Annotated in this window: 22 protein-coding genes; 8 read left to right on the plus strand and 14 right to left on the minus strand. The window is 57.8% G+C overall.

Annotated elements, in window-relative coordinates:
* The first annotated feature begins 72 nt into the window (after window positions 1-72).
* Together nrdD and nrdG are read left to right on the plus strand one after the other, a co-directional pair.
* Window positions 73-2211, plus strand: a complete 2139-nt coding sequence (gene nrdD, locus BBB56_RS01295; RefSeq protein ID WP_123798132.1) for an anaerobic ribonucleoside-triphosphate reductase — start codon at window positions 73-75, stop codon at window positions 2209-2211.
* Entirely contained in the window at window positions 2208-2699 is a 492-nt protein-coding gene (gene nrdG, locus BBB56_RS01300) for an anaerobic ribonucleoside-triphosphate reductase-activating protein (protein ID WP_123798133.1), read from the plus strand. The genes nrdD and nrdG overlap by 4 nt, the downstream gene beginning before the upstream one ends.
* Here nrdG and BBB56_RS01305 read toward each other — a convergent pair.
* Window positions 2672-3310, minus strand: a complete 639-nt coding sequence (locus tag BBB56_RS01305; protein ID WP_123798134.1) for an NAD-dependent epimerase/dehydratase family protein — start codon at window positions 3308-3310, stop codon at window positions 2672-2674. The two genes, nrdG and BBB56_RS01305, sit on opposite strands and share 28 nt — an antisense overlap.
* Before the next feature lie 142 nt (window positions 3311-3452).
* On the opposite strand from BBB56_RS01305, the gene BBB56_RS01310 reads away from it, so the two are divergent.
* Entirely contained in the window at window positions 3453-3974 is a 522-nt protein-coding gene (locus BBB56_RS01310; protein WP_123798135.1) for a type 1 glutamine amidotransferase domain-containing protein, read from the plus strand.
* A gap of 33 nt (window positions 3975-4007) precedes the next feature.
* Here BBB56_RS01310 and BBB56_RS01315 read toward each other — a convergent pair whose 3' ends face one another.
* Window positions 4008-4439, minus strand: coding sequence for a YhbP family protein (locus BBB56_RS01315; RefSeq protein ID WP_123798136.1), 432 nt, complete (start codon window positions 4437-4439; stop codon window positions 4008-4010).
* A 90-nt stretch (window positions 4440-4529) separates the two neighbouring features.
* Here BBB56_RS01315 and BBB56_RS01320 point away from each other — a divergent pair, with 90 nt between their 5' ends.
* Window positions 4530-4817, plus strand: coding sequence for a GIY-YIG nuclease family protein (locus tag BBB56_RS01320; RefSeq protein WP_123798137.1), 288 nt, complete (start codon window positions 4530-4532; stop codon window positions 4815-4817).
* Here BBB56_RS01320 and BBB56_RS01325 read toward each other — a convergent pair.
* Window positions 4801-5307: a GNAT family N-acetyltransferase gene (locus BBB56_RS01325; protein ID WP_123798138.1), complete on the minus strand. Its 507-nt coding sequence runs from the start codon at window positions 5305-5307 to the stop codon at window positions 4801-4803. The genes BBB56_RS01320 and BBB56_RS01325 overlap by 17 nt on opposite strands.
* Entirely contained in the window at window positions 5301-5825 is a 525-nt protein-coding gene (ubiT, locus tag BBB56_RS01330; protein ID WP_123798139.1) for a ubiquinone anaerobic biosynthesis accessory factor UbiT, read from the minus strand. The genes BBB56_RS01325 and ubiT overlap by 7 nt, the downstream gene beginning before the upstream one ends.
* Window positions 5826-6028: 203 nt before the next feature.
* Between ubiT and ubiU the strand changes: the two genes are divergently transcribed.
* From ubiU to BBB56_RS01345, 3 genes are all read left to right on the plus strand, one after another.
* Window positions 6029-7024 carry a ubiquinone anaerobic biosynthesis protein UbiU gene (gene ubiU / locus BBB56_RS01335; protein WP_123798140.1) on the plus strand — a complete coding sequence of 332 codons (996 nt, stop codon included), beginning with the start codon at window positions 6029-6031 and terminating at the stop codon, window positions 7022-7024.
* Window positions 7025-7034: 10 nt separating this feature from the next.
* On the plus strand, window positions 7035-7916 hold the full coding sequence (locus tag BBB56_RS01340; protein ID WP_123798141.1) for a U32 family peptidase: 882 nt from the start codon (window positions 7035-7037) through the stop codon (window positions 7914-7916).
* Window positions 7917-8032: 116 nt separating this feature from the next.
* Window positions 8033-9043: a luciferase-like monooxygenase gene (locus tag BBB56_RS01345; RefSeq protein ID WP_123798142.1), complete on the plus strand. Its 1011-nt coding sequence runs from the start codon at window positions 8033-8035 to the stop codon at window positions 9041-9043.
* A 22-nt stretch (window positions 9044-9065) separates the two neighbouring features.
* Here the strand turns inward: BBB56_RS01345 and BBB56_RS01350 are convergent, their stop codons facing one another.
* The gene (locus tag BBB56_RS01350; protein WP_123798143.1) at window positions 9066-9965 is read right to left on the minus strand and encodes an AraC family transcriptional regulator; all 900 of its coding nucleotides are present in this window, start codon (window positions 9963-9965) and stop codon (window positions 9066-9068) included.
* A 181-nt stretch (window positions 9966-10146) separates the two neighbouring features.
* Between BBB56_RS01350 and BBB56_RS01355 the strand changes: the two genes are divergently transcribed.
* A complete protein-coding gene (locus BBB56_RS01355) occupies window positions 10147-10893 on the plus strand; it encodes an SDR family NAD(P)-dependent oxidoreductase (protein ID WP_123798144.1) in 747 nt (248 codons plus the stop codon).
* 57 nt (window positions 10894-10950) lie between these two features.
* Here BBB56_RS01355 and BBB56_RS01360 read toward each other — a convergent pair whose 3' ends face one another.
* The 9 genes from BBB56_RS01360 to nusA form a co-directional block, all read right to left on the minus strand.
* Window positions 10951-12867, minus strand: coding sequence for a DEAD/DEAH family ATP-dependent RNA helicase (locus BBB56_RS01360; protein WP_123798145.1), 1917 nt, complete (start codon window positions 12865-12867; stop codon window positions 10951-10953).
* A gap of 16 nt (window positions 12868-12883) precedes the next feature.
* Window positions 12884-12940 (minus strand): protein YrbN, encoded by a 57-nt coding sequence (yrbN, locus tag BBB56_RS23950; RefSeq protein ID WP_100229640.1) that lies wholly within the window; start codon window positions 12938-12940, stop codon window positions 12884-12886.
* 105 nt (window positions 12941-13045) lie between these two features.
* Complete coding sequence (gene nlpI / locus BBB56_RS01370; RefSeq protein WP_123798146.1) at window positions 13046-13930, minus strand: lipoprotein NlpI; 885 nt, start codon at window positions 13928-13930, stop codon at window positions 13046-13048.
* Window positions 13931-14059: 129 nt separating this feature from the next.
* Window positions 14060-16195 (minus strand): polyribonucleotide nucleotidyltransferase, encoded by a 2136-nt coding sequence (pnp, locus tag BBB56_RS01375; protein WP_123798147.1) that lies wholly within the window; start codon window positions 16193-16195, stop codon window positions 14060-14062.
* A gap of 307 nt (window positions 16196-16502) precedes the next feature.
* On the minus strand, window positions 16503-16772 hold the full coding sequence (gene rpsO / locus BBB56_RS01380; protein WP_010615981.1) for a 30S ribosomal protein S15: 270 nt from the start codon (window positions 16770-16772) through the stop codon (window positions 16503-16505).
* Window positions 16773-16902: 130 nt separating this feature from the next.
* Window positions 16903-17847, minus strand: a complete 945-nt coding sequence (gene truB / locus BBB56_RS01385) for a tRNA pseudouridine(55) synthase TruB (RefSeq protein WP_123798148.1) — start codon at window positions 17845-17847, stop codon at window positions 16903-16905.
* Complete coding sequence (rbfA, locus tag BBB56_RS01390; RefSeq protein WP_123798149.1) at window positions 17847-18254, minus strand: 30S ribosome-binding factor RbfA; 408 nt, start codon at window positions 18252-18254, stop codon at window positions 17847-17849. Before rbfA ends, truB begins: the two co-directional genes overlap by 1 nt.
* Window positions 18255-18319: 65 nt before the next feature.
* Entirely contained in the window at window positions 18320-21007 is a 2688-nt protein-coding gene (gene infB, locus BBB56_RS01395; RefSeq protein WP_123798150.1) for a translation initiation factor IF-2, read from the minus strand.
* A 17-nt stretch (window positions 21008-21024) separates the two neighbouring features.
* On the minus strand, window positions 21025-22512 hold the full coding sequence (gene nusA / locus BBB56_RS01400; protein WP_123798151.1) for a transcription termination factor NusA: 1488 nt from the start codon (window positions 22510-22512) through the stop codon (window positions 21025-21027).
* Window positions 22513-22516: the final 4 nt, after the last annotated feature.

Here is a 22516-nt window from a genome sequence, read left to right on the forward strand (position 1 = left end):
TAAATCCCCCCACATATCCATATGTAGTAGCTAAAATCCTCCCTGGCACAATATGTAGCTAACGGAGAGAGCATGGTAAGAGTAGTGGTGAAGCGCGACGGCTGTCGTTGTGAATTTGACACAGCAAGGATTGAAGCGGCGGTTGTCGCGGCAGCGCGTGCGGCACAGGTCGAGGATGCGCAGTGGTGCGCTACCGTCGCGCAGCGCGTCAGCGAAAAGCTGGCTGGCCGCGCCGAGGTCGACATCCGTGATATTCAGTTCGCCGTCGAAGAGACGCTGATGGAAGGACCTTATCCTCAGCTGGCGCGCGCCTATATTGAATATCGCCACGACCGCGACGTCGCGCGCGAGCAGCGCGGCAAACTGCATCATGCGATTCGCGGGCTGGTCGAGCAGACCAATGCCGCCCTGCTCAACGAGAACGCCAATAAAGACAGTAAGGTGATCCCTACCCAGCGCGATCTGCTGGCCGGGATCGTGGCGAAACACTACGCGCAGCAGCAGCTGTTGCCGCGCGACGTGGTGCAGGCGCACGAGCGCGGCGAAATCCACTATCACGACCTCGACTACTCGCCTTTTTTCCCCATGTTCAACTGCATGCTGATCGACCTGAAAGGTATGCTCACTAACGGCTTTAAGATGGGCAACGCCGAGATCGAGCCGCCAAAATCGATCGCTACCGCTACGGCGGTAACCGCGCAGATTATTGCTCAGGTCGCCAGCCATATTTACGGCGGCACCACCATCAACCGCATCGACGAAGTGCTGGAACCCTTTGTGCTGCTCAGCATGGATAAACACCGCACCGTTGCCGCCGAATGGCGCATTGCCGACGTGGAAGCCTATGCGCGGGCGCGCACGGAGAAAGAGTGCTACGACGCCTTTCAGTCGCTGGAGTATGAGGTTAATACGCTGCATACCGCCAACGGACAGACGCCGTTCGTTACCTTTGGCTTTGGACTCGGCACCAGCTGGGCGGCCCGCCTGATCCAGCAGTCGATCCTGCGCAACCGCATCGCCGGTCTGGGGAAAAACCATAAAACCGCCGTTTTTCCCAAACTGGTATTTGCTATCCGCGAAGGCGTCAATCGCCGTCCGGGAGACGTTAACTACGACATCAAGCAGCTGGCGCTGGAGTGCGCCAGCAAGCGTATGTATCCCGATATTCTTAACTATGACCAGGTGGTGAAAGTAACGGGTTCCTTTAAAACCCCGATGGGCTGTCGCAGCTTTCTCGGCGTCTATGAAGAGAACGGCGTCGAAATTCACGACGGGCGCAACAACCTGGGGGTTATCAGCCTTAATCTGCCGCGCATCGCGCTGGAGGCGCAGGGCGACGAAGCGCGCTTCTGGACGCTGCTCGACGCGCGGCTGGCGCTGGCTAAGCGCGCGCTGATGACGCGCATCGCCAGGCTGGAAAAAACCAAAGCGCGCGTAGCGCCCATTCTCTATATGGAAGGCGCCTGCGGCGTACGACTCAACGCCGACGATGAAGTGGGCCCCATTTTCCGTAACGGCCGCGCCTCGCTGTCGCTGGGCTATATCGGCCTGCATGAAACCCTTAATGCTCTCAGCGGCGGCGCGCGCCATCCTTATGACGATCCCGCGCTGCGCGCCAAAGGCATCGAGATTGTGGCGCATCTGCGCGCGGCCACCGACGCCTGGAAAGCGGAAACCGGCTACGGCTTCAGCCTCTACAGCACGCCCAGCGAAAATCTCTGCGACCGCTTCTGCCGCCTCGACGCCGCGCAGTTCGGCGTGGTGCCCGGCGTGACGGATAAAGGCTACTACACCAACAGCTTTCATCTCGACGTCGAGAAAAAGGTTAATCCCTACGACAAGATTGACTTTGAAGCGCCCTATCCGCCGCTGGCGAACGGCGGCTTTATCTGTTACGGCGAGTATCCTAACCTTCAGCACAACCTTAAGGCGCTGGAGGATGTCTGGGACTACAGCTACGATCGCGTGCCCTATTACGGCACCAATACGCCGATTGATGAATGCTATGAATGCGGCTTCACCGGCGAGTTTAGCTGTACCAGCCGCGGCTTTACCTGCCCGAACTGCGGCAATCACGATCCGGCGCGCGTCTCGGTAACGCGCCGCGTCTGCGGCTATCTTGGCAGTCCGGATGCGCGACCTTTTAACGCGGGCAAGCAGGAAGAAGTCCAGCGCCGCGTTAAACATCTGGAGAGCGGGCCGCTGGGATGATGCGCATTCACCGCTACTACGACGTTGACGTGGTTAACGGCCCAGGCACGCGCTGCACGCTGTTCGTAGCCGGATGCGAGCATCAGTGTCGCGGCTGCTATAACCAGAGCACCTGGCGACTCGACTCCGGCACGCCTTTTACGCTGGAGATGGAAGAGCGCCTGATTGCCGATTTGCAGGACACGCGCATTCGACGCCAGGGGCTGTCGCTGAGCGGCGGCGATCCGCTCCATCCGCACAATGTGCCCTGTATCCGGCGGCTGGTGAAGCGCGTGCGCTCAGCCTGTCCGGATAAAGACATCTGGCTGTGGACCGGCTATCAGCGCGCCGAACTTAACTGCGCCCAGCGCGAGGTGCTGACCTACATAGACGTGCTGATCGACGGACGCTTTATCGAAGCGGAGAAAGATGCCACGCTGCTGTGGCGCGGCAGCCGCAATCAGATTATCTGGGATCTGCGTCAGGAGCGGATCGAACGCGCGATCTGACCAGATTCGACGATCTCGACTTTCTCGCCGCTCGGCTGAAACGCGCGCTCGTGCATGCACTTCGCCACCGCTAACGCAGAGACGGCGCGCCAGTCGCCGGGCAACAGGCGGAACAGCGGCGCCAGCATACTTTCGCCTGTCCGCTTACGCTGCCGCTCGCCCAGCAGCAGCGAGGGGCGGATCAGCGTCAGGCGAGGCCAGCCCTGATGCCGCAGCGCATTCTCCATTTCGCCTTTTACCCGGCTGTAGAAAAAAGGCGAATGGCGATTCGCGCCGTGCGCGCTCACCGCCACCATCTGTTTCGCGCCCAGCCGCAGCCCGCTTAAGCCCGTATCCACCACCAGCGTATAGTCCACATGCAAAAACGCCGCTTTGCTGCCCGCCTGTTTGCGCGTGGTGCCGAGGCAGCAAAACACGCTGTCGACGGCGAGCCTGAGCGGCCGCAACGCGTCGGTTAAATCGGCTTCGACCGGGTTCACTACTTTTCGCATCGGCGGCAGCGGGCGGCGCGTCGGCGCGATAATCTCATCCACGCGGCTGTCCTCTGCCAGCAGGCGCAGCAGATGCGCGCCCACCAGTCCGGTTGCGCCGGTCAGTAATACACGATGCATGTCGCCTCCCGCTAACCTGTTGTCGTTATCCTAAAATATAGTCAGCTTTCGCCGCCTGGCTTGATTTCTCAGCATAAACAACCAGGCTTAACCTGTTCACCAGGAGAGCGCCATGTGCGCAAACCACAACGAGGAGGGAAAGATGAGCAAGAAGATTGCGGTGCTGATTACCGATGAATTTGAAGACTCAGAATTTACCTCGCCGGCCGACGCTTACAAGCAGGCGGGCTTTGAGGTGGTAACCATTGAGAAAGAGGCGGGTAAAACCGTCACCGGCAAACAGGGCGAAGCGCAGGTAAAAATTGATCGCGCCATCGACGACACCAGCCCGGCAGAGTATGACGCGCTGCTGCTGCCCGGCGGACACTCACCCGATTCGCTGCGTAGCGATGACCGTTTTGTCGCTTTTACCAAAGAGTTTGTCGCCAGCGGCAAACCCATTTTTGCCATCTGCCATGGGCCGCAGCTGCTGATCAGCGCTAACGGCGTGCGCGGCCGCAAAATGACCTGCGTGAAGGCGATCGCTATCGACCTGCGCAATGCCGGCGCCGATTTCTATGACGAAGAGGTGATTGTGGATGACGATCGTCTGGTGACCAGCCGAACGCCCGACGATCTGCCCGCGTTTAACCGCGAGTCGCTGCGTATTTTGCAGGCGCTGTAACGCCCTTTTCCCTTTCCCTGCGGGGAAAGGGATTCACGCTTCCTCGCGTCGCCAGACGATCTTTTTACCAAAGCCCAGCGCATTATCGGTCATTTTGACCTCATCAAGCCGGATCTCCCACAGCGGCGCTGTGACTTTGCGCGCGACCGGAAAACGCTTCTGATAAATCCTGCGCGCCTGCGCTTCCGCTTCTCCCTCAAGCCGCACTCCTTTTCCGCGATACTGCACGCCCTTGATCAACAGCACCGTTTTCGGCTGGCCGTTCACCGTCCCGGCCACCTGAGGATTCGCCTGGAGCAACACGCCGTGGCGCGTGTCGGGTTCGGTCATTAGCCAGAACGCCATACGCGCTTCATCAAACACGTAAAAGCAGTTGGCGCACCAGACATCATCGCCAGCATAGCAACAGAGGGAAAGGACATGCTGTTTCTTCAGGTAACGCACCAGATGGGAATGGTCAGACACGCTGTTTTGCTCCGGGCAAAGAGTGCCGGATAGCCGCCGCGCCGCTGGCGCGCTACACTGCCCGGCAGAAAAAGTTCAGGGATGCATATTATGAATGAAGGCTGGCAGCTTTACATCGTTCAAACGGCGGCAGGCGTGCTCTATACCGGCATCTCGACCGACGTGGCGCGGCGCGTAGAGCAGCACCGGAGCGGACGCGGCGCGCGCGCGCTTCGCGGCAAAGGCCCGCTGGCGCTGGTCTACCGCTGCGAGGCAGGCGATCGCGCGGCAGCCTCGCGTCTGGAGTACCGGGTCAAGCAGCTCAGCCGACAGCAAAAGCTGCGGCTGGTGGCGCATCAGCCCGACTGTCTCGCCAGCTGGCTTACGCAAAACGGTTGAACGGCTCGGCAAATTCCACCAGCCCTTCTGCGCCGACAAAGGCATCCTCCGCCAGACGATAGACCTGAAAGGCCGCCTCCGTTCCCTGCCAGCGGCAGTGCAGCGCGTGGCGCGCCGCCGATTCAAAGCCGAAGCGGTTGTAGTACGCGGGATCGCCTAACACCACCACCGCGCTGTAGCCGAATTCGTTCAGCGTATCGAGTCCGGCGTAAATAAGCTGCTCGCCGATTTTCTGGCCGCGAACGCTTTCGTCGACCGCCAGCGGGGCCAGGCCGACCCAGTTACGATCTTCGCCCTGTAGCATAACCGGGCTGAAAGCCGCGTAGCCCAGCACCTGTCCTTCGTCGTCTGTCGCTACCACGCCCAGCGTCAGCAGGCCATCTTCCCGCAGCTGCTGAACCAGTTCGGCTTCTGCGTCGGTCTTAAAGCTACGTCTTAATAAACTGTCGATGCTTGCCGCATCCACCCCTATTTCTGTGCGAATTAACATACACTCTCCGCGCGCGCCTGTGCGGCCTTCGCGTCCTGTTTCATTCCTGCCTCAACAAAGGCTGCCAGCTGATGCAGTCCCGTACGCAACGCCGTGGGCATAGCCTCAAGCTCCAGAGCATCCATCAGGTTTTTCACCTCCAGTCCCAGCTCTGTGTCGCCTTCAATCAGCAGACGACGCTGGAAAAACAGCATATCGGGGTCCGCTTTACGGGCGGCGACCAGCAGCAGATCATTGGCATTGCCGCGAAACCAGACGTCTGCCTCCGCATCCTGCACAACCCTGAGCTGCCCCTCTTCAATGGTGGTAATCCAGCGTAAGTTAACATCTGCGATCTCAATACCCAGATGACGCGCTTGCAGAAAGTCTAACTCACCTTCCGCTAAAGCATGGCGAAATTGCCAGTTTAGGAGTTGTTGCAGAAAGTACTTTTTCAACGGGAATGGCGTCAGTGAAACTGGTAACGACAGGAATTTAGGCGCTTTTTTTACTAACTCAACGTGTAATTGCTCGAACACGGACGTCTCTCCCTTTAGAAAATTTCAGGTATATTGCCATATCCAGCGCCGCGCGCCGCAGTCTGGATCAATAATTTCGCTGCCTCCCTGGATGAAAATTACGCCATCCGCCTGACCAACTGGCTATTCACTGCCTCAAATCAACATTTGTCTTTAGCGGCTTGCCTAGACTCGACGCCTTGTCCTGTCGACGAGGAATCACTATGGAACTGCTGTGTCCGGCCGGGAATTTGCCTGCCGTGCGTTCAGCGGTAGAGAATGGCGCGGATGCGGTGTATGTCGGTCTGAAAGATGACACCAACGCGCGCCACTTTGCCGGGCTGAATTTTACCGATAAGAAGCTGCTGGAAGCGGCGCGTTATCTGCACCAGCATCGCCGTAAATTACACGTGGCTATCAATACCTTCGCCCATCCCGACGGCACAGGCCGCTGGCGACGCGCCATTGACGTGGCGGCGCAAAACGGCGCGGATGCGCTGATCCTTGCCGATGTCGCCACGCTGGAGTATGCGGCGCAGCGCTATCCAGAGGTTGAGCGTCATCTGTCGGTGCAGGCCTCCGCCACTAACCTGGAGGCGGTGCGCTTCTACCATCGGCACTTCGCGCTGAGCCGCGTGGTGCTGCCGCGCGTGCTGTCGCTGCATCAGGTTAAGCAGCTGGCGCGCGACACGCCGGTGCCGCTGGAGGTGTTCGCCTTCGGCAGCCTGTGCATTATGGCCGAGGGCCGCTGCTACCTCTCTTCCTGGCTGACGGGCGAGTCGCCCAATAGCGCCGGGGCCTGTTCGCCCGCGGAGTTTGTGCGCTGGCAGCAAACGCCCAACGGCATGGAGTCGCGCCTTAACAATGTGCTGATTGACCGCTACGCGCCCGATGAGAGCGCGGGCTACCCCACGCTGTGCAAAGGACGCTACCAGGTTGACGGCCAGCGCTATCACGTGCTGGAAGAACCCACCAGCCTCAATACCCTGACGCTGCTGCCGGAGCTGCTGCGCGCGGGCGTCGCCTCGGTGAAAATCGAGGGACGTCAGCGCAGCCCGGCCTATGTGGCGCAGGTGGCTCGCGTCTGGCGTCAGGCCATCGATCGCTGTAAAAGCGCGCCGGAAAGTTTCGCGGTCACAGATGCGTGGATGGCGGCGCTGGACGCCCTGTCCGAAGGTTCACAGACCACACTCGGTGCCTATCACCGGGAATGGCAGTAAGGAGAACAACATGCAATACGCAATCGGTCCGGTGCTGTGGTACTGGCCGACAGAACAGCTGGCGGACTTTTACCAGCAGGCGGCGAACAGCAGCGCGGAGATCGTCTGTCTTGGCGAGGCGGTGTGCAGTAAACGACGCGCCACCCCGTTTCAGCGCTGGATGGAGATGGCGCGCGAGCTGGCGGCCAGCGGCAAGCAGGTGGTGCTGAGCACGCTGGCGCTGTTGCAGTCGCCTTCAGAGCTAAAAGAGCTAAAGCGCTATGTCGAAAACGGCGAGTTTCTGATTGAGGCGAACGATTTTGGCACGGTAAATATGGCCGCCGAACGTAAGCTTCCTTTTGTTGCCGGCCCGACGCTCAACGTCTATAACGTCGATACGCTGCATCTGCTGGTAAAGGAAGGCATGGTGCGCTGGTGCATGCCGGTCGAAATGTCGCGCGACTGGCTGCTACAGCTGTTGCAGCAGAGCGAGGAGCGCAACATTCGCGATCGGTTTCAGGTTGAAGTGCTGGGCTACGGCTATCTGCCGCTGGCGCTATCGGCGCGCTGCTTTACCGCCCGCGCCGAGCATCGCGCGAAAGATGACTGCCAGACCTGCTGTATTAACTACCCTAACGGCCGTCGCGTTCATTCGCAGGAGGGTCAACAGGTCTTTGTACTGAATGGTATTCAGACCATGAGCGGCTACTGCTACAACCTCGGTAACGATCTGGCGGGCATGCGGGGCTGGGTTGATGTGCTGCGTTTGTCGCCGCAAAGCGCCGCGACGCTGGATGAAATCCCGCGTTTCCGCGCCAACGAAGCGGGTCAGGCTCCATTAATGATGGCCTCGGGCAATGACTGTAACGGCTACTGGCGCAAAGTCGCCGGCATGACGCTCACGTCTTCCTGAAAGGCACATACAGGCTAGCCGCCTGCCGTTGTTAGCAGTTTTAATATGGGCATTATTACGTAATACTGACGGGTGCAGGTCAATCATCACCTGCGCCATACCCAACTGGAGTGCCCATGTCTGAGAAAAAAAATCTTCGTCTTTCGGTGTTGGATCTGGCACCGATTCCTCAAGGCTCAACCGCGCGCGATGCCTTTCAAACTTCGCTGGCGCTGGCACGTCAGGCGGAAACGTTGGGCTATGAGCGTTACTGGCTGGCCGAACACCATAATATGACCGGCATCGCCAGCGCGGCGACCTCGGTATTGATCGGCTACCTGGCGGCCAACACCACGACGCTGCATCTGGGATCGGGCGGGATTATGCTGCCAAACCACGCGCCGCTGGTGATCGCCGAACAGTTCGGCACGCTGGAGTCGCTCTATCCTGGCCGCATCGATTTAGGCCTGGGCCGCGCGCCGGGTTCCGATCAGCGCACCATGATGGCGCTGCGCCGTCACCTCTCCAGCATCCAGGCGGATACCTTCCCGGAAGATGTGCAGGAGCTGATTAACTGGTTTGACGCCGATAAAGATGCGCAGCCGGCGGTCCAGCCCGTGCCGGGACTCGGTATGAAAATCCCGGTCTGGCTGTTAGGCTCCAGCCTTTATAGCGCGCAGCTGGCGGCCCAGCTCGGCCTGCCCTTTGCCTTCGCATCGCACTTCGCGCCCGACCTGCTGTTCCAGGCGCTGCATGTTTACCGTGAAAAATTTCAGCCGTCGGCGCGTCTGGAGAAGCCCTACGCCATGGTCTGCGTCAACGTGGTGGCCGCCGACAACGAGCGCGACGCGCGCTTTCTGTTTACCTCGCAGCAGCAGCAGTTTATTAACCTGCGCCGCGGCAAACCCGGCCCGCTGCCCGCGCCAGTGGAGAACATGGACAACCTGTGGTCGCCGTCTGAGCAGTATGGCGTACAGCAGGCGCTGAGCATGTCGCTGGTCGGCGATACCGATAAGGTGCGGCACGGCCTGGCGGCGCTGGTGCGTGAAACTCAGGCAGACGAGATTATGGTTAACGGTCAAATCTTTGATACCGAAGCGCGCCTGCGCTCCTTTGCTATCGCGATGGAAGCCGCGCGTTCGCTCTGATCCTTCCCGGCGGCGGAGGCGGCTACTGCGCGCCCTCCGCTAGCTGGCGCACGTCCCGCGCGGGTGACTGCCCGTAAAAACGGCTGTATTCGCGACTGAACTGCGACGCGCTCTGATACCCTACGCGATACCCCGCCGTGCCTGCATCCAGTTTGTCTACCATCATCAGGCGACGCGCCTCATTAAGGCGCAGCTGCTTCTGATACTGCATCGGCGTCATAGCGGTTACCGCTTTGAAATGGTGATGCAGCGATGAGGCGCTCATGCCAACGCTGCTGGCGAGATGACCGATTTTCAGCGGCTGATGGAAGTTCTCGCGCAGCCAGCGCGCCGCCCGCGCCACCTTGTTGCCGGGTCGCTCCGACAGCGCCATATTGAGGATGCGTCCCCCTTCCGGGCCGGTCAGCAGGCGATAAAAAATTTCCTGCTCAATAAGCGGAGCCAGCGCGGCGATGTCCTGCGGCTGATCCAGCAGGCGAATCAAACGAATCACCGCATCCACCAGCAGGGGCGAAACTTTATGTGCGGCAATGCCGCGCTCGGTGCGCGCCTCCGTCTGCGAGAGCGTAAGCGGAAAGGTATCGAGATAGTGCATCAGCCGGGACTCATTGATGGTAATGCCAATGCCCAGATTCGGCTCTTCCGGCGTCGCCACCGTCACGCAGGATCGTACCGGCATATCCATGGTCACCAGCAGCAGATCGCCGGGTCCGTAATGGATAATCTCTTCTCCTATGCGCAGCGCTTTGCCGCCCTGCGCTACCAGCGCAAAGCTGGCCCATTGAGCATGATAAACCGGTTCGGATGGTCTGGAGCTGCGGCCGAAAAAGAGAAAATCAATGGCGCTGCTGTGGCGGCCATCGTCCACGGCATGACGAGCGATAAGCTGTGCCAGATGCTGTAGCTGCGCCGACTGCGCCATATTTTTTCTCCCCGGTGACCGCCGTGATCTGTTGTGTTTATGTTACCTGAATCGTCAGCGGACGCAGCCGTCTCGCCGTGAGATTTGCAGGATCGTGCAAGAGACTTGCAGGATTGCGCTACCGCACAATCGGCCTGAAAGCGCATATTTTGCAAACGCGAGACTCAGGTGGAGAGACAACATGAAAGCACTTAGAGGAAAAATTGCGCTGGTGACAGGAGCCTCAAAAGGGATCGGCGCGGCGATTGCCACGGCCTATGCCGCCGCTGGCGCGCGCGTGGTGGTCAACTATCGTCAGGATGAAGTGGGTGCGGCGGACGTGGTGAGCGACATCCGTACCCTCGGCGGCGAGGGCCTGGCGGTGCAGGCGGATATTTCTCGTGAACAGGATGTGGTGCGCCTGTTCGACACCGCGCAGGCGCATTTTGGCGTGCCCGATATTGTGGTCAACAATGCCGGTCAGTTTCATCACGGCGAGTTTAACAGCCTGAGCCTGCTCGATATGCAGCAGCAGCTTAACGTGAACGTGCTCGGCACGCTGCTGGTTTGCCAGCAGGCGGCCCTGCGCTTTCCCGCTCAGGGCGGCTGCATTATCAATCTGAGCGCGCTGAATAGTCAGCAGAGCACGCCGGGTTCGGTACTCTGGGCTACCACCAAAGGGGCGATTGATACCCTGACCCAGGGGCTGGCGCGTGAGCTGGGACCGCGCAATATCCGCGTTAACGCGCTGGCGCCGGGTATTATTCTGACGGAAGGATTGCTGGCGGCAAAGAAACTTAACCCTCAACTTAAGGCGCAGCTGCTGGCGGCAACGCCGTTGGGACGCTTTGGACTGCCGGAAGACGTCGCGCAGGTGGCGCTGTTTCTGGCGTCTGAGGAGGCCGCCTACGTGAGCGGCGAGCGCGTCCTGATAGCGGGCGGCGCGTAAGGTAAAAAAAAGGGAAGCCCGCAGGCTTCCCTCTCTGTTTATCAGCGTGGCCGATAATTAAAATTCGCGACGACGCGGAGCGGCTGCGCCACCCTCTTCGCGACGCGGACCACGACCGCCTTCACGGCTGAAGCTGCTGCGTCCGCCTTCACGACCGCCTTCGCGACGCTCGGAAGAGAAACGACGTCCGCCTTCACGACCGCCTTCACGGTTGCCGCCACGACGCTCGCCGCCGAAATCACGACCACCGCCGCGACGCTCGCCGCGCGACTCGCTCTGCGGCTGAGCATCGCCCAGCAGCTGCATATTCATCGGTTTGTTCAGAATACGCGTGCGGGTGAAGTGTTGCAGGATTTCGCCCGGCATACCTTTCGGCAGTTCGATCGTTGAGTGTGAACCGAACAGCTTGATGTTACCGATGTAACGGCTGCTGATGTCGCCTTCGTTAGCGATAGCGCCAACGATATGACGAACTTCAACGCCGTCGTCGCGACCCACTTCAATGCGGTACAGTTCCATCTCGCCAACGTCACGACGTTCGCGACGCGGACGATCGCCACCTTCACGGCTGTCACGCGCATCGCGGCTGCCACGACGGTCATCACGACGATCGTCACGATCGCGGAACTCACGACGCTGCGGACGCGGTGCATCCGGCTGTACGATCAGCGGACGTTCGCCCTGTGCCATTTTCAGCAGCGCAGCGGCCAGCGTTTCCATATCCAGCTCGTCTTCACCCTGCGGAGAGAGTTTCTCCAGCAGCGCGCGGTACTGGTCCAGATCGCTGCTTTCCAGCTGCTGCTGAACGCGGGCGGCGAATTTCGCCAGACGACGAGTGCTCAGCAGTTCTGCGTTCGGCAGTTCCACTTCTGGAATGGTCAGCTTCATGGTGCGCTCAATGTTGCGCAGCAGACGGCGTTCGCGGTTCTCAACGAACAGGATTGCGCGGCCTGCACGGCCCGCACGGCCGGTACGACCGATACGGTGTACGTAAGACTCGGCATCCAGCGGAATGTCGTAGTTAACGACCAGGCTGATACGTTCAACGTCCAGACCACGCGCCGCAACGTCGGTAGCGATCAGGATGTCGAGACGACCGTCTTTCAGTCGCTCCAGCGTCTGCTCACGCAGCGCCTGGTTCATGTCGCCGTTCAGCGCAGCACTGTTGTAACCGTTACGCTCCAGCGCTTCGGCCACTTCCAGCGTGGCGTTTTTAGTGCGCACGAAGATAATAGCGGCGTCAAAGTCTTCCGCTTCCAGGAAACGCACCAGCGCGTCAGTTTTACGGCCGTACGCCGTCCAGTAAGACTGGCTGATGTCCGGACGCGTAGTAATGCTGGACTGAATACGCACTTCCTGCGGATCTTTCATGAAACGCTTAGTGATGCGGCGAATCGCTTCCGGCATGGTCGCTGAGAACAGCGCGGTCTGATGACCTTCCGGGATCTGCGCCATGATGGTTTCAACGTCTTCGATGAAGCCCATGCGCAGCATTTCATCTGCTTCGTCCAGTACCAGACCGCGCAGGCTGGAGAGATCCAGCGTACCGCGTTTCAGGTGGTCGAGCAGACGGCCCGGCGTACCTACGACAATTTGCGGGCCCTGACGCAGCGCGCGCAGCTGCACGTCATAACGCTGGCCGCCGTACAGCGCAACAACGTTAACGCCGCGCATGTGTTTAGAAAATTCAGTCATTGCTTCAGCAACCTGAACCGCCAGTTCGCGGGTCGGTGCCAGCACCAGGATCTGCGGCGCGCGCAGAGAAGGATCGATGTTGTTTAACAGCGGCAGCGAGAAGGCCGCTGTTTTACCACTACCGGTCTGCGCCATACCCAGCACGTCACGGCCCGCCAGCAGGTGAGGAATACACTCAGCCTGGATCGGAGAAGGCTTAACGTAGCCCATGCCGTTCAGTGATTCAAGGATGTCGGCGTTCAGGCCCAGATCAGAAAAAGTGGTTTGGATATCAGTCATGTAGTACACGTGCCTCTTAGATTGCGGCGGCCAGTCTACATAACTCGTCGTGAAAATTTTCAGTCATTTTCATCAAAAAGTGTGAACCGGCTCAAATTAGAAGTTTCGACGAACAGAAAAGCCCTCATCCCGGAAGATGATGACTTAACGGGTACTTCAGGCAATAAAAGTTCGTCAGCTATTGCTGGTCAGATTCTGATAAATCGTCTTGTGCCTGGCCGAGTTGCGCCAGTTCCAACAATGCGTATCGGTGTTCAACAAAGTTATTGACGTTGTTGGCCACCGCCAGTTTGAACAGCGCTTTCGCGTTGTCCTTCTCCCCCAGACTTAGGTAGTGCTTACCTAAATAGAAGTTGGTTTCACTGAGATGTTCAGCGAGCGAGGTGTTATCCGTTGCGTCTGCCTTGAGACGTTCCATCAGCGTGCTTTCACTGATGTCGCCAAGGTAGAACTCGACAATGTTCCATCCCCACTGATCGCGGGCCGCTTTGTCGTAACGCTGTTGTAGCGCCACTTTTGCCTTGTCGGCGTCCATCTCGCTTTCATCGAGGTAGAGCCACAGGCTGCGGAAAGGATCGTTGGGATCGTCTTGATAAAACGCCAGCAGATCATCTTGCGCTAACTTGTATCGACCGCCGTAATAGAGGGCGATACCACGGTTTAAATGCGCATAGTTGTAAGTTGGATCAAGCTCAAGTACAGAATCAAACGCTTCATAGGCAGCATCAAAATTGCCTGCCTGCGTTAAATATATGCCGAGATAGTTAAACACTTCCGGCATATCAGGTCTTATAGACAGCGCTTGCGAGAAATCGTTCCGCGCCAGTGCTCTCAGACCGAGACTATCATACAACACTCCGCGCTCATATAACAGCTGTGCGCGTTCATCATCGGTAAGGGCGCGACTGGCAAGAATTTGTTCCATTCGCGCCAGAATCACTTCCTGTTGCAGTGTGGGCTGTAAAGGTACTGCAAGAACTTCGTTCTTACGCCAATTGGAGTTGCTGCATCCTGCCAGCGAGATAGCTGTCGCAACAAAACACCAGCGCAAAAAAGGCTTCATTTCCCACTCCCGAATACAAACATTAGGATAACGCTCCTGTCATCCGGCTGCTGTGCACAAGGATTCCTGCCCTCGCGATGACACTAATGCCTCTCCCGCGCGTTCAGCGCGAGAGAGGCATACAGGAAATTACTCGGCGTCTGACACGTTGACTGCTGCAGCGTCTTCAGCCTGAGGCTTAGACTCTGTCGCTTCTTTGATGCTCAGACGGACGCGGCCCTGACGGTCCACTTCCAGTACTTTAACCGGTACTTCCTGGCCCATTTGCAGGTAATCAGTCACTTTCTCAACGCGCTTGTCGGCGATCTGAGAAATGTGAACCAGACCCTCTTTACCACCGCCAATGGCGACGAAGGCGCCAAAGTCAACGATGCGAGTGACTTTACCGGTATAAACGCGACCGACTTCGATCTCAGCGGTGATCTCTTCGATGCGACGAATCGCCTCTTTCGCTTTCAGACCGTCGGTTGCCGCGATTTTCACGGTGCCGTCGTCTTCGATTTCGATGGTGGTGCCGGTCTCTTCGGTCAGCGCACGGATCACGGAACCGCCTTTACCAATCACATCTTTGATCTTGTCGGAATTGATCTTGATGGTGTAAATGCGCGGCGCGAACTCAGAAATTTCCTGACGCGGCGTGCTGATAGCCTGCTCCATCACGCCCAGGATGTGCAGACGCGCGCCTTTGGCCTGATTCAGCGCAACCTGCATGATTTCGCGGGTGATGCCTTCGATTTTAATGTCCATCTGCAACGCGGTCACACCTTCACGGCTACCGGCTACTTTGAAGTCCATGTCGCCGAGGTGATCTTCGTCGCCGAGGATGTCAGACAGAACGACAAACTTCTCGTCTTCTTTTACCAGGCCCATCGCGATACCGGCAACGGCGGCTTTGATCGGCACGCCGGCATCCATCAGCGCCAGCGATGCGCCGCAGACGGAAGCCATAGAAGAAGAACCGTTTGATTCGGTGATCTCTGACACCACACGTACGGTGTACGGGAATTCTTCCTGCTTCGGCATGACAGCCAGCACGCCGCGCTTCGCCAGACGGCCGTGACCGATTTCACGACGCTTCGGCGAGCCAACCATACCGGTTTCACCGACCGAGTACGGAGGGAAGTTATAGTGGAACAGGAAGCTGTCGGTGCGTTCGCCCATCAGCTCATCCAGGTTCTGCGCATCACGCGCGGTACCCAGGGTCGCGGTTACCAGCGCCTGCGTTTCGCCACGGGTAAACAGAGAAGAGCCGTGAGTACGCGGCAGTACGCCAGTGCGCACGTCCAGACCACGGATCATATCTTTTTCACGGCCATCGATACGCGGCTCGCCGTTCAGAATACGGGTACGCACCACGTTCTTTTCCAGACTATGAACGATGTCGCCGATTTCGGCCTCGTCCAGCGTCTCATCTTCGGCCAGCAGCGCAGCGATGGTTTCGTCTTTGATAACGCCAACCTGTGCGTAACGCTCCTGCTTGTCGGTAATGCGGTAAGCGTCGCTGATGCGCGCTTCAGCCAGCGCGGCAACGCGTGCGATCAGCGCGTCGTTAGCTGGCTCAGGCTGCCAGTCCCAGCGCGGTTTGCCCGCTTCTGCAACCAGAGAATTGATGTTCTCAATCACAACCTGCTGTTGGTCATGGCCAAAGACCACGGCGCCCAGCATCTGCTCTTCGGTCAGGATGTCCGCTTCGGATTCAACCATCAGCACCGCGTTCTGCGTACCGGCAACCACCAGATCCAGACGAGACTGTTTGATTTCGTCAGCGGTCGGGTTCAGCACATACTGATCGTTGATGTAACCGACGCGCGCTGCGCCGATCGGGCCGTTAAACGGAATACCCGACAGAGACAGCGCGGCAGACGCGCCAATCATCGCAACGATGTCCGGGTTAACCTGCGGGTTAACAGAGACCACGGTAGCAATAACCTGAACTTCGTTAACGAAACCTTCCGGGAACAGCGGACGCACCGGGCGGTCAATCAGACGCGCGATCAGGGTTTCGCCTTCGCTCGGACGGCCTTCGCGACGGAAGAAGCTGCCAGGGATGCGTCCAGCAGCGTAGGTACGCTCCTGGTAGTTAACGGTCAGCGGGAAGAAGTCCTGACCTGGTTTGGCTTTTTTCTGACCAACAACGGTAACGAATACCGCAGTGTCGTCCATGCTGGCCATTACGGCTGCGGTGGCCTGGCGCGCCATCATGCCGGTTTCCAGCGTGACGGTATGCTGACCATATTGGAATTGACGTACGATCGGGTTCAGCAAAATTAATTCCTTAACTTCGGGGCAACGCCTTTCTGGCGTGCCATGGATTACCGATCTTCAGTTGCATCCTCGCGACTAATGACAACCTTTAACCGAATCTGTGGTAAAGCCTCTCATTAGCCGCGCGAACCTCTGCAAACGAAGATCACTCACTGCAACAATACATGAGTTTGGTCCGGATTGCTGCGCATTGCTCGAAAAAAGGGGCCATAAAGGCCCCCTTTTCGTGAAACTCGCACGAATCTGATCGCAAGATGCGTTTTTTTGCAGGTTGCCTGCATTACCTCTTTGATCAGATTCTTCAGACTTAGCGACGCAGACCCAGGCTTTCGATCAGGCTGGTGTAGCGTGCAACGTCTTTACGCTTCAGGTAGTCCAGCAGCTTACGACGCTGGGATACCATGCGCAGCAGACCGCGACGGCTGTGGTGGTCTTTTTTGTGCTCAGAGAAGTGACCCTGAAGGTGGTTAATCTGAGCAGTCAGCAGAGCAACCTGAACTTCGGTTGAGCCGCTGTCGTTAGCACCACGACCGTATTTAGCAACGATCTCTGCTTTAGCTTCTACGCTTAGAGACATAATAAACTCCAGTAATAAATGAATGTATGGGCGCCGATCTCTAATTCAGCTACCCGCTTTAAAGCCGCACTATTCTACTCTTCACCCGATAGCAACGCAAATGCGCCGTAACCGGTAATGACAAGAAGCGTTACGCGGGGAACTCTACCACCAGACGACGCGGCGCTACCCGTCCGTCATCGGCGACTTCGGCCATGCCGATAAATTTGCCGTCGTCACCTTCTGTGACGCGAACCAGTCCCTGTGGCGGCACATTTGTCGCCTGAACGGGCATTCCCTGTTTGAAAAAGGCCGCAACGGAAGACGGCAGATTCACCACGGGAAAATCTTCTGCCGGACTGTCCATTGGCAGCAACAGCGCGTCGAGCGGCGCATAATCCGGCGTCTCCGCCACGTTGACCTCGGCCGCAATGGCCTGAAGCTGTTCCAGAGTCATCATCTTTTCGATGGGGTAACGAGCGACCTGCAAACGACGCAGCATAATTACATGCGCGCCGCAGCCAAGCTTTTCACCCAAATCGTCGATAATGGTACGAATATAGGTGCCTTTGGAAACGTGAATTTCCAGCTCCAGCTCACTGCCTTCCCAACGGATAAATTGCAGCTCAAACACCGTAATCGGTCGCGCTTCACGCGGGACGGTGATGCCTTCGCGCGCGTATTCATACAGCTTGCGGCCCTGATACTTCAGCGCTGAAAACATCGTCGGCACCTGCATCGTGTCGCCGCGGAAACTGTCCAGCGCAGCATCAAGCTCTTGCTGGCTAAACGTCACCGGACGCGTGTCGATAAGATTGCCGTCGGCGTCAGAAGTATCGGTACGCTCGCCGAGGCGCGCGATAACGCGATAACGCTTGTCTGAATCGAGCAGATACTGGGAAAATTTGGTGGCTTCGCCTAGGCAGATCGGCAGCATGCCGGTCGCCAGCGGATCGAGCGCGCCGGTATGGCCCGCTTTATTCGCGTTAAACAGGCGCTTAACTTTTTGCAGCACATCGTTGGACGACGCGCCCTGCTGTTTATCCAGCAGAAACACGCCGTGGACGTCGCGGCCGCGACGACGAGGACGACTCATCAGTCCTCCTTGTCATCTTCCGCCGGGTTTTCCCCGCGACGCTCGACATCGCTTCTGATCACGTTAGAGACCAGGTTCGACATGCGCATACCTTCAATCAGCGAGTTGTCGTAGAAGAAGGTCAGATCCGGCACGATGCGCAGACGCATGGCCTTACCAAGTAGAATACGGATATAGCCCGACGCCTCTTTCAGCGCCTTCAGGCCGTTTTTCACCGCATCCTCGTCCTGATCGTTGAGGAAGGTGACAAATACTTTGGCATAAGCGAGATCGCGCGACACTTCCACGCCAGATACCGTAACCATCATGCCGAGACGCGGATCTTTGATCTCGCGCTGCAAAATGATTGCGATCTCTTTTTGCAGCTCCTGCGCCACGCGCTGTGGGCGGCCAAATTCTTTCGCCATAATCATCTCTCCAAAATAATTCGGGAGGCCAGCGGCCTCCCAAATTGCAACACATCGCTGAATAATTACTCGATGGTGCGCTTAACTTCAATTACTTCGAACACTTCGATCATGTCGCCAACGCGAACGTCGTTGTAGTTCTTCACGCCGATACCACACTCCATGCCGTTACGCACTTCGTTGACGTCATCTTTAAAGCGGCGCAGAGATTCCAGCTCGCCTTCATAGATAACCACGTTGTCGCGCAGAACGCGGATCGGGTTGTGACGTTTGATGTTGCCTTCGGTGACCATACAGCCCGCGATTGCGCCAAACTTCGGTGATTTGAACACGTCGCGCACTTCAGCCAGACCGATAATCTGCTGTTTGAATTCCGGCGCCAGCATACCGCTCATCGCTGCTTTCACTTCGTCAATCAGGTTATAGATAACGGAGTAGTAACGCAGGTCGACGTTTTCAGCATCAATAACGCGACGCGCAGAGGCATCGGCACGCACGTTGAAGCCGAGGATGATAGCGTTGGACGCTGCCGCCAGCGTGGCGTCGGTTTCGGTGATGCCACCCACGCCCGAACCGATAATCTTCACCTTCACTTCGTCGGTAGAGAGTTTCAGCAGCGAGTCGGAGATCGCTTCTACAGAACCCTGTACGTCAGACTTCAGGACGATGTTCAGTTCAGACACTTCGCCTTCGGTCATGTTAGCAAACATGTTCTCCAGCTTGGCTTTCTGCTGACGCGCCAGTTTCACTTCGCGGAATTTGCCCTGACGATAGAGAGCGACTTCACGCGCTTTCTTCTCGTCACGTACCACGGTCGCTTCATCACCCGCTGCCGGCACGCCGGACAGACCGAGGATTTCAACCGGGATAGACGGGCCCGCTTCCAGCACTTCGCGACCCAGTTCGTCACGCATCGCACGAACACGGCCATATTCGAAGCCGCACAGCACGATGTCGCCTTTGTTCAGAGTACCTTCGCGTACCAGCACGGTCGCAACCGGACCACGTCCTTTATCCAGGAAGGATTCGATTACCACGCCGCTCGCCATACCTTCACGGATAGCGGTCAGCTCCAGCACTTCCGCCTGAAGCAGAATCGCGTTCAGCAGATCGTCGATACCGGTACCGGCTTTCGCAGAGACGTTGACGAACATGTTTTCGCCGCCCCACTCTTCCGGGATGATGCCGTACTGCGTCAGCTCGTTCTTCACGCGATCCGGATCGGCTTCTGGCTTATCAATCTTGTTGACGGCAACCACTACCGGCACGCCGGCCGCTTTCGCGTGCTGGATTGCTTCGATAGTTTGCGGCATCACGCCGTCGTCTGCGGCCACGACCAGGATAACGATGTCGGTCGCCTGCGCACCACGCGCACGCATCGCGGTAAACGCGGCGTGGCCAGGGGTGTCCAGGAAGGTGATCATGCCGTTGTCGGTTTCGACGTGGTATGCACCGATGTGCTGAGTAATACCGCCCGCTTCGCCAGAGGCGACTTTGGTCGAACGGATGTAATCCAGCAGAGAGGTTTTACCGTGGTCAACGTGGCCCATAATGGTCACGACCGGCGCGCGAGATTCCTGCGCGGCATCGGTATCACGATCGCTCATTACCGCTTCTTCCAGCTCGTTCTCACGGCGCAGGATCACTTTATGACCCATCTCTTCCGCGACCAGCTGAGCGGTTTCCTGATCGATAACCTGGTTGATGGTCGCCATCGCGCCCATCTTCATCATCGCTTTAATAACCTGCGAACCTTTCACCGCCATTTTGTTAGCCAGTTCGGCTACGGTGATGGTTTCGCCGATGATGACGTCACGGTTAACAACCTGAGCCGGCTTGTTGAAGCCCTGCTGCAAGGCGCTCGGCTTACGGTGTTTGCCGCCTTTGCCGCCGCGAATAGCGGCACGCGCTTCTTCACGATCGGTTTTGGCTTCAGAGTGTTTGTTGCCTTTTTTCGCCGGGCGCGTTGCTTTAGCGGTAGTACGCGCACGCGCGCGTCCCGCTTCTACCTGGCGGTCGTTTTCGTCTTCTGCCTGACGGGCATGAGTCGAGGTGGTGACGTGATAGTCGCCTTTATCCTCTTCCTCTGGTTTTTCCCATTCGGCTGATTTCTCTTCCGCCAGACGGCGCGCTTCTTCAGCTACGCGGCGAGCGTCTTCTTCCAGCTTGCGGCGCGCTTCTTCTTCTGCTTTACGCTTCAGTTCAGCCGCTTCCGCTTCGCGACGGGCTTTATCAGACTGCGCAGCCTTGGTCATATCGTCGGTTTGATGATTCGTCACTTTTTCTTTTTCCGCTGCTTCACGCTTCGCCTTTTCAGCGGCTTCGCGCTTGGCTTTCTCTTCGGCTTCACGTTGCGCTTTTTCTTCAGCTTCGCGACGGGCTTGTTCTTCAGCCTCGCGTTGCGCCTTTTCTTCCGCTTCACGCTGAGCCTGGGCTTCTGCTTCTGCCTGTTCAGCTTCCGCATCACCTTTTACATAGGTGCGCTTTTTGCGGACTTCGATTTGCACCGATTTACTTTTACCCCCGGTGCCTGGGATATTCAAGGTACTGCGTGTCTTACGCTGCAATGTTAACTTGCCTGAGCCGGTCTGACCATGCTCGCGATTGAGGTGAGACAATAAAGTTTCTTTTTCTTGCTGCGTGACCGCGTCGTTCTCCGACTTGCGGATCCCTGCGTCAGCAAATTGCTGAACCAGGCGATCGACCGGGGTCTGAATCTCTGCGGCCAGCGATTTTACGGTTACATCTGTCATGCTGTTCCTTCCTGTTATTACGCGTCATCGCCGAACCAGCAGATATTTCGCGCGGCCATAATCAGCGCGCCGGCTTGCTCATCATTCAGCCCTTCAATATCCGTCAGGTCGTCGACACCTTGCTCGGCGAGATCTTCCAGCGTGCAAACGCCTTTCGCCGCCAGGCGGTACGCCAGCGTACGATCCAGACCGTCGAGATTCAGAAGATCCTCAGCAGGCTCCTGATTTCCACGGCTCTCTTCTTTCGCCAGCGCCAGGGTGGTTAACGCATTTTTGGCTCGTTCACGCAGGGCTTCTACGGTCTCTTCATCCAGACCATCAACGTCCAGCAGTTCGTTGATCGGCACGTATGCCAGCTCTTCCAGCGAAGAGAAGCCCTCTTCCACCAGTACGGTGGCGAACTCTTCGTCGATGTCGAGATGTTTAGTAAACATATCAATAGCAGCATGCGCTTCGGCCTGGTGTTTCGCCTGCAAATCATCGACGGTCATCACGTTCAGCTCCCAGCCGCTCAGCTGGGAAGCCAGACGCACGTTTTGGCCGTTACGGCCAATCGCCTGAGCCAGATTGCCGGCTTCAACAGCGATATCCATGGTGTGGTTATCTTCATCAACCACGATTGACGCCACGTCAGCCGGAGCCATGGCGTTAATAACAAACTGCGCCGGGTTGTCATCCCACAGCACGATGTCGATACGCTCGCCGCCCAGCTCGCTGGAAACGGCCTGAACGCGAGCGCCGCGCATACCGACGCACGCGCCAACCGGGTCGATGCGTTTGTCATTGGTTTTCACCGCAATTTTAGCGCGTGAGCCAGGATCGCGAGCCGCCGCTTTAATTTCGATGACTTCTTCGCCAATCTCCGGCACTTCAATGCGGAACAGTTCGATCAGCATTTCCGGTTTAGAGCGGGTGACGAACAGCTGCGCGCCGCGCGCTTCCGGACGTACGGCGTAAAGCACGCCGCGGATACGGTCGCCTGGGCGGAAGTTTTCACGCGGCAGCATGTCTTCACGCAAAATCACCGCTTCGGCGTTGCTGCCGAGATCCAGCGTGATATTGTCGCGGTTCACTTTCTTCACCACGCCGGTGATGATGTCGCCTTCGTGCTGACGGAACTGATCGACCACCATGGCGCGTTCGGCTTCGCGCACTTTCTGCACGATAACCTGCTTCGCCGTCTGCGTGGTGATACGGTCAAAGGTGACCGATTCGATCTGATCTTCAACGTAATCGCCCAGATTGAACGCTTCGTCTTCGAAGCGGGCTGCTTCCAGCGTGATCTCGCGCGTCGGCTGCGTAACTTCTTCTACGATTTCCCAACGGCGAAAAGTGTCGAAGTCGCCGCTTTTACGATCAATGCTGACGCGAACGTCAATCTCTTGCTCGTATTTCTTTTTGGTTGCAGTTGCCAGCGCGCTCTCCAGCGCTTCGAAGATTTTCTCACGCGGCAGGGCTTTTTCGTTAGAAACGGCTTCTACAACAGCTAAGATCTCTTTGTTCATCCTG

Origin of the sequence: Candidatus Pantoea deserta (genome assembly GCF_003813865.1) — a bacterium.
Classification (GTDB): Bacteria; Pseudomonadota; Gammaproteobacteria; order Enterobacterales; family Enterobacteriaceae; genus Pantoea; species Pantoea deserta.

Coding starts and splice junctions, on each gene's coding strand:
- nrdD (WP_123798132.1), top strand. CDS start 73: ATGGTAAGAGTAGTGGTGAAGCGCGACGGCTGTCGTTGTGAATTTGAC.
- nrdG (WP_123798133.1), top strand. CDS start 2,208: ATGATGCGCATTCACCGCTACTACGACGTTGACGTGGTTAACGGCCCA.
- BBB56_RS01305 (WP_123798134.1), bottom strand. CDS start 3,310: ATGCATCGTGTATTACTGACCGGCGCAACCGGACTGGTGGGCGCGCAT.
- BBB56_RS01310 (WP_123798135.1), top strand. CDS start 3,453: ATGAGCAAGAAGATTGCGGTGCTGATTACCGATGAATTTGAAGACTCA.
- BBB56_RS01320 (WP_123798137.1), top strand. CDS start 4,530: ATGAATGAAGGCTGGCAGCTTTACATCGTTCAAACGGCGGCAGGCGTG.
- BBB56_RS01325 (WP_123798138.1), bottom strand. CDS start 5,307: ATGTTAATTCGCACAGAAATAGGGGTGGATGCGGCAAGCATCGACAGT.
- ubiU (WP_123798140.1), top strand. CDS start 6,029: ATGGAACTGCTGTGTCCGGCCGGGAATTTGCCTGCCGTGCGTTCAGCG.
- BBB56_RS01340 (WP_123798141.1), top strand. CDS start 7,035: ATGCAATACGCAATCGGTCCGGTGCTGTGGTACTGGCCGACAGAACAG.
- BBB56_RS01345 (WP_123798142.1), top strand. CDS start 8,033: ATGTCTGAGAAAAAAAATCTTCGTCTTTCGGTGTTGGATCTGGCACCG.
- BBB56_RS01350 (WP_123798143.1), bottom strand. CDS start 9,965: ATGGCGCAGTCGGCGCAGCTACAGCATCTGGCACAGCTTATCGCTCGT.
- BBB56_RS01355 (WP_123798144.1), top strand. CDS start 10,147: ATGAAAGCACTTAGAGGAAAAATTGCGCTGGTGACAGGAGCCTCAAAA.
- BBB56_RS01360 (WP_123798145.1), bottom strand. CDS start 12,867: ATGACTGATATCCAAACCACTTTTTCTGATCTGGGCCTGAACGCCGAC.
- nlpI (WP_123798146.1), bottom strand. CDS start 13,930: ATGAAGCCTTTTTTGCGCTGGTGTTTTGTTGCGACAGCTATCTCGCTG.
- rpsO (WP_010615981.1), bottom strand. CDS start 16,772: ATGTCTCTAAGCGTAGAAGCTAAAGCAGAGATCGTTGCTAAATACGGT.
- truB (WP_123798148.1), bottom strand. CDS start 17,847: ATGAGTCGTCCTCGTCGTCGCGGCCGCGACGTCCACGGCGTGTTTCTG.
- rbfA (WP_123798149.1), bottom strand. CDS start 18,254: ATGGCGAAAGAATTTGGCCGCCCACAGCGCGTGGCGCAGGAGCTGCAA.
- infB (WP_123798150.1), bottom strand. CDS start 21,007: ATGACAGATGTAACCGTAAAATCGCTGGCCGCAGAGATTCAGACCCCG.
- nusA (WP_123798151.1), bottom strand. CDS start 22,512: ATGAACAAAGAGATCTTAGCTGTTGTAGAAGCCGTTTCTAACGAAAAA.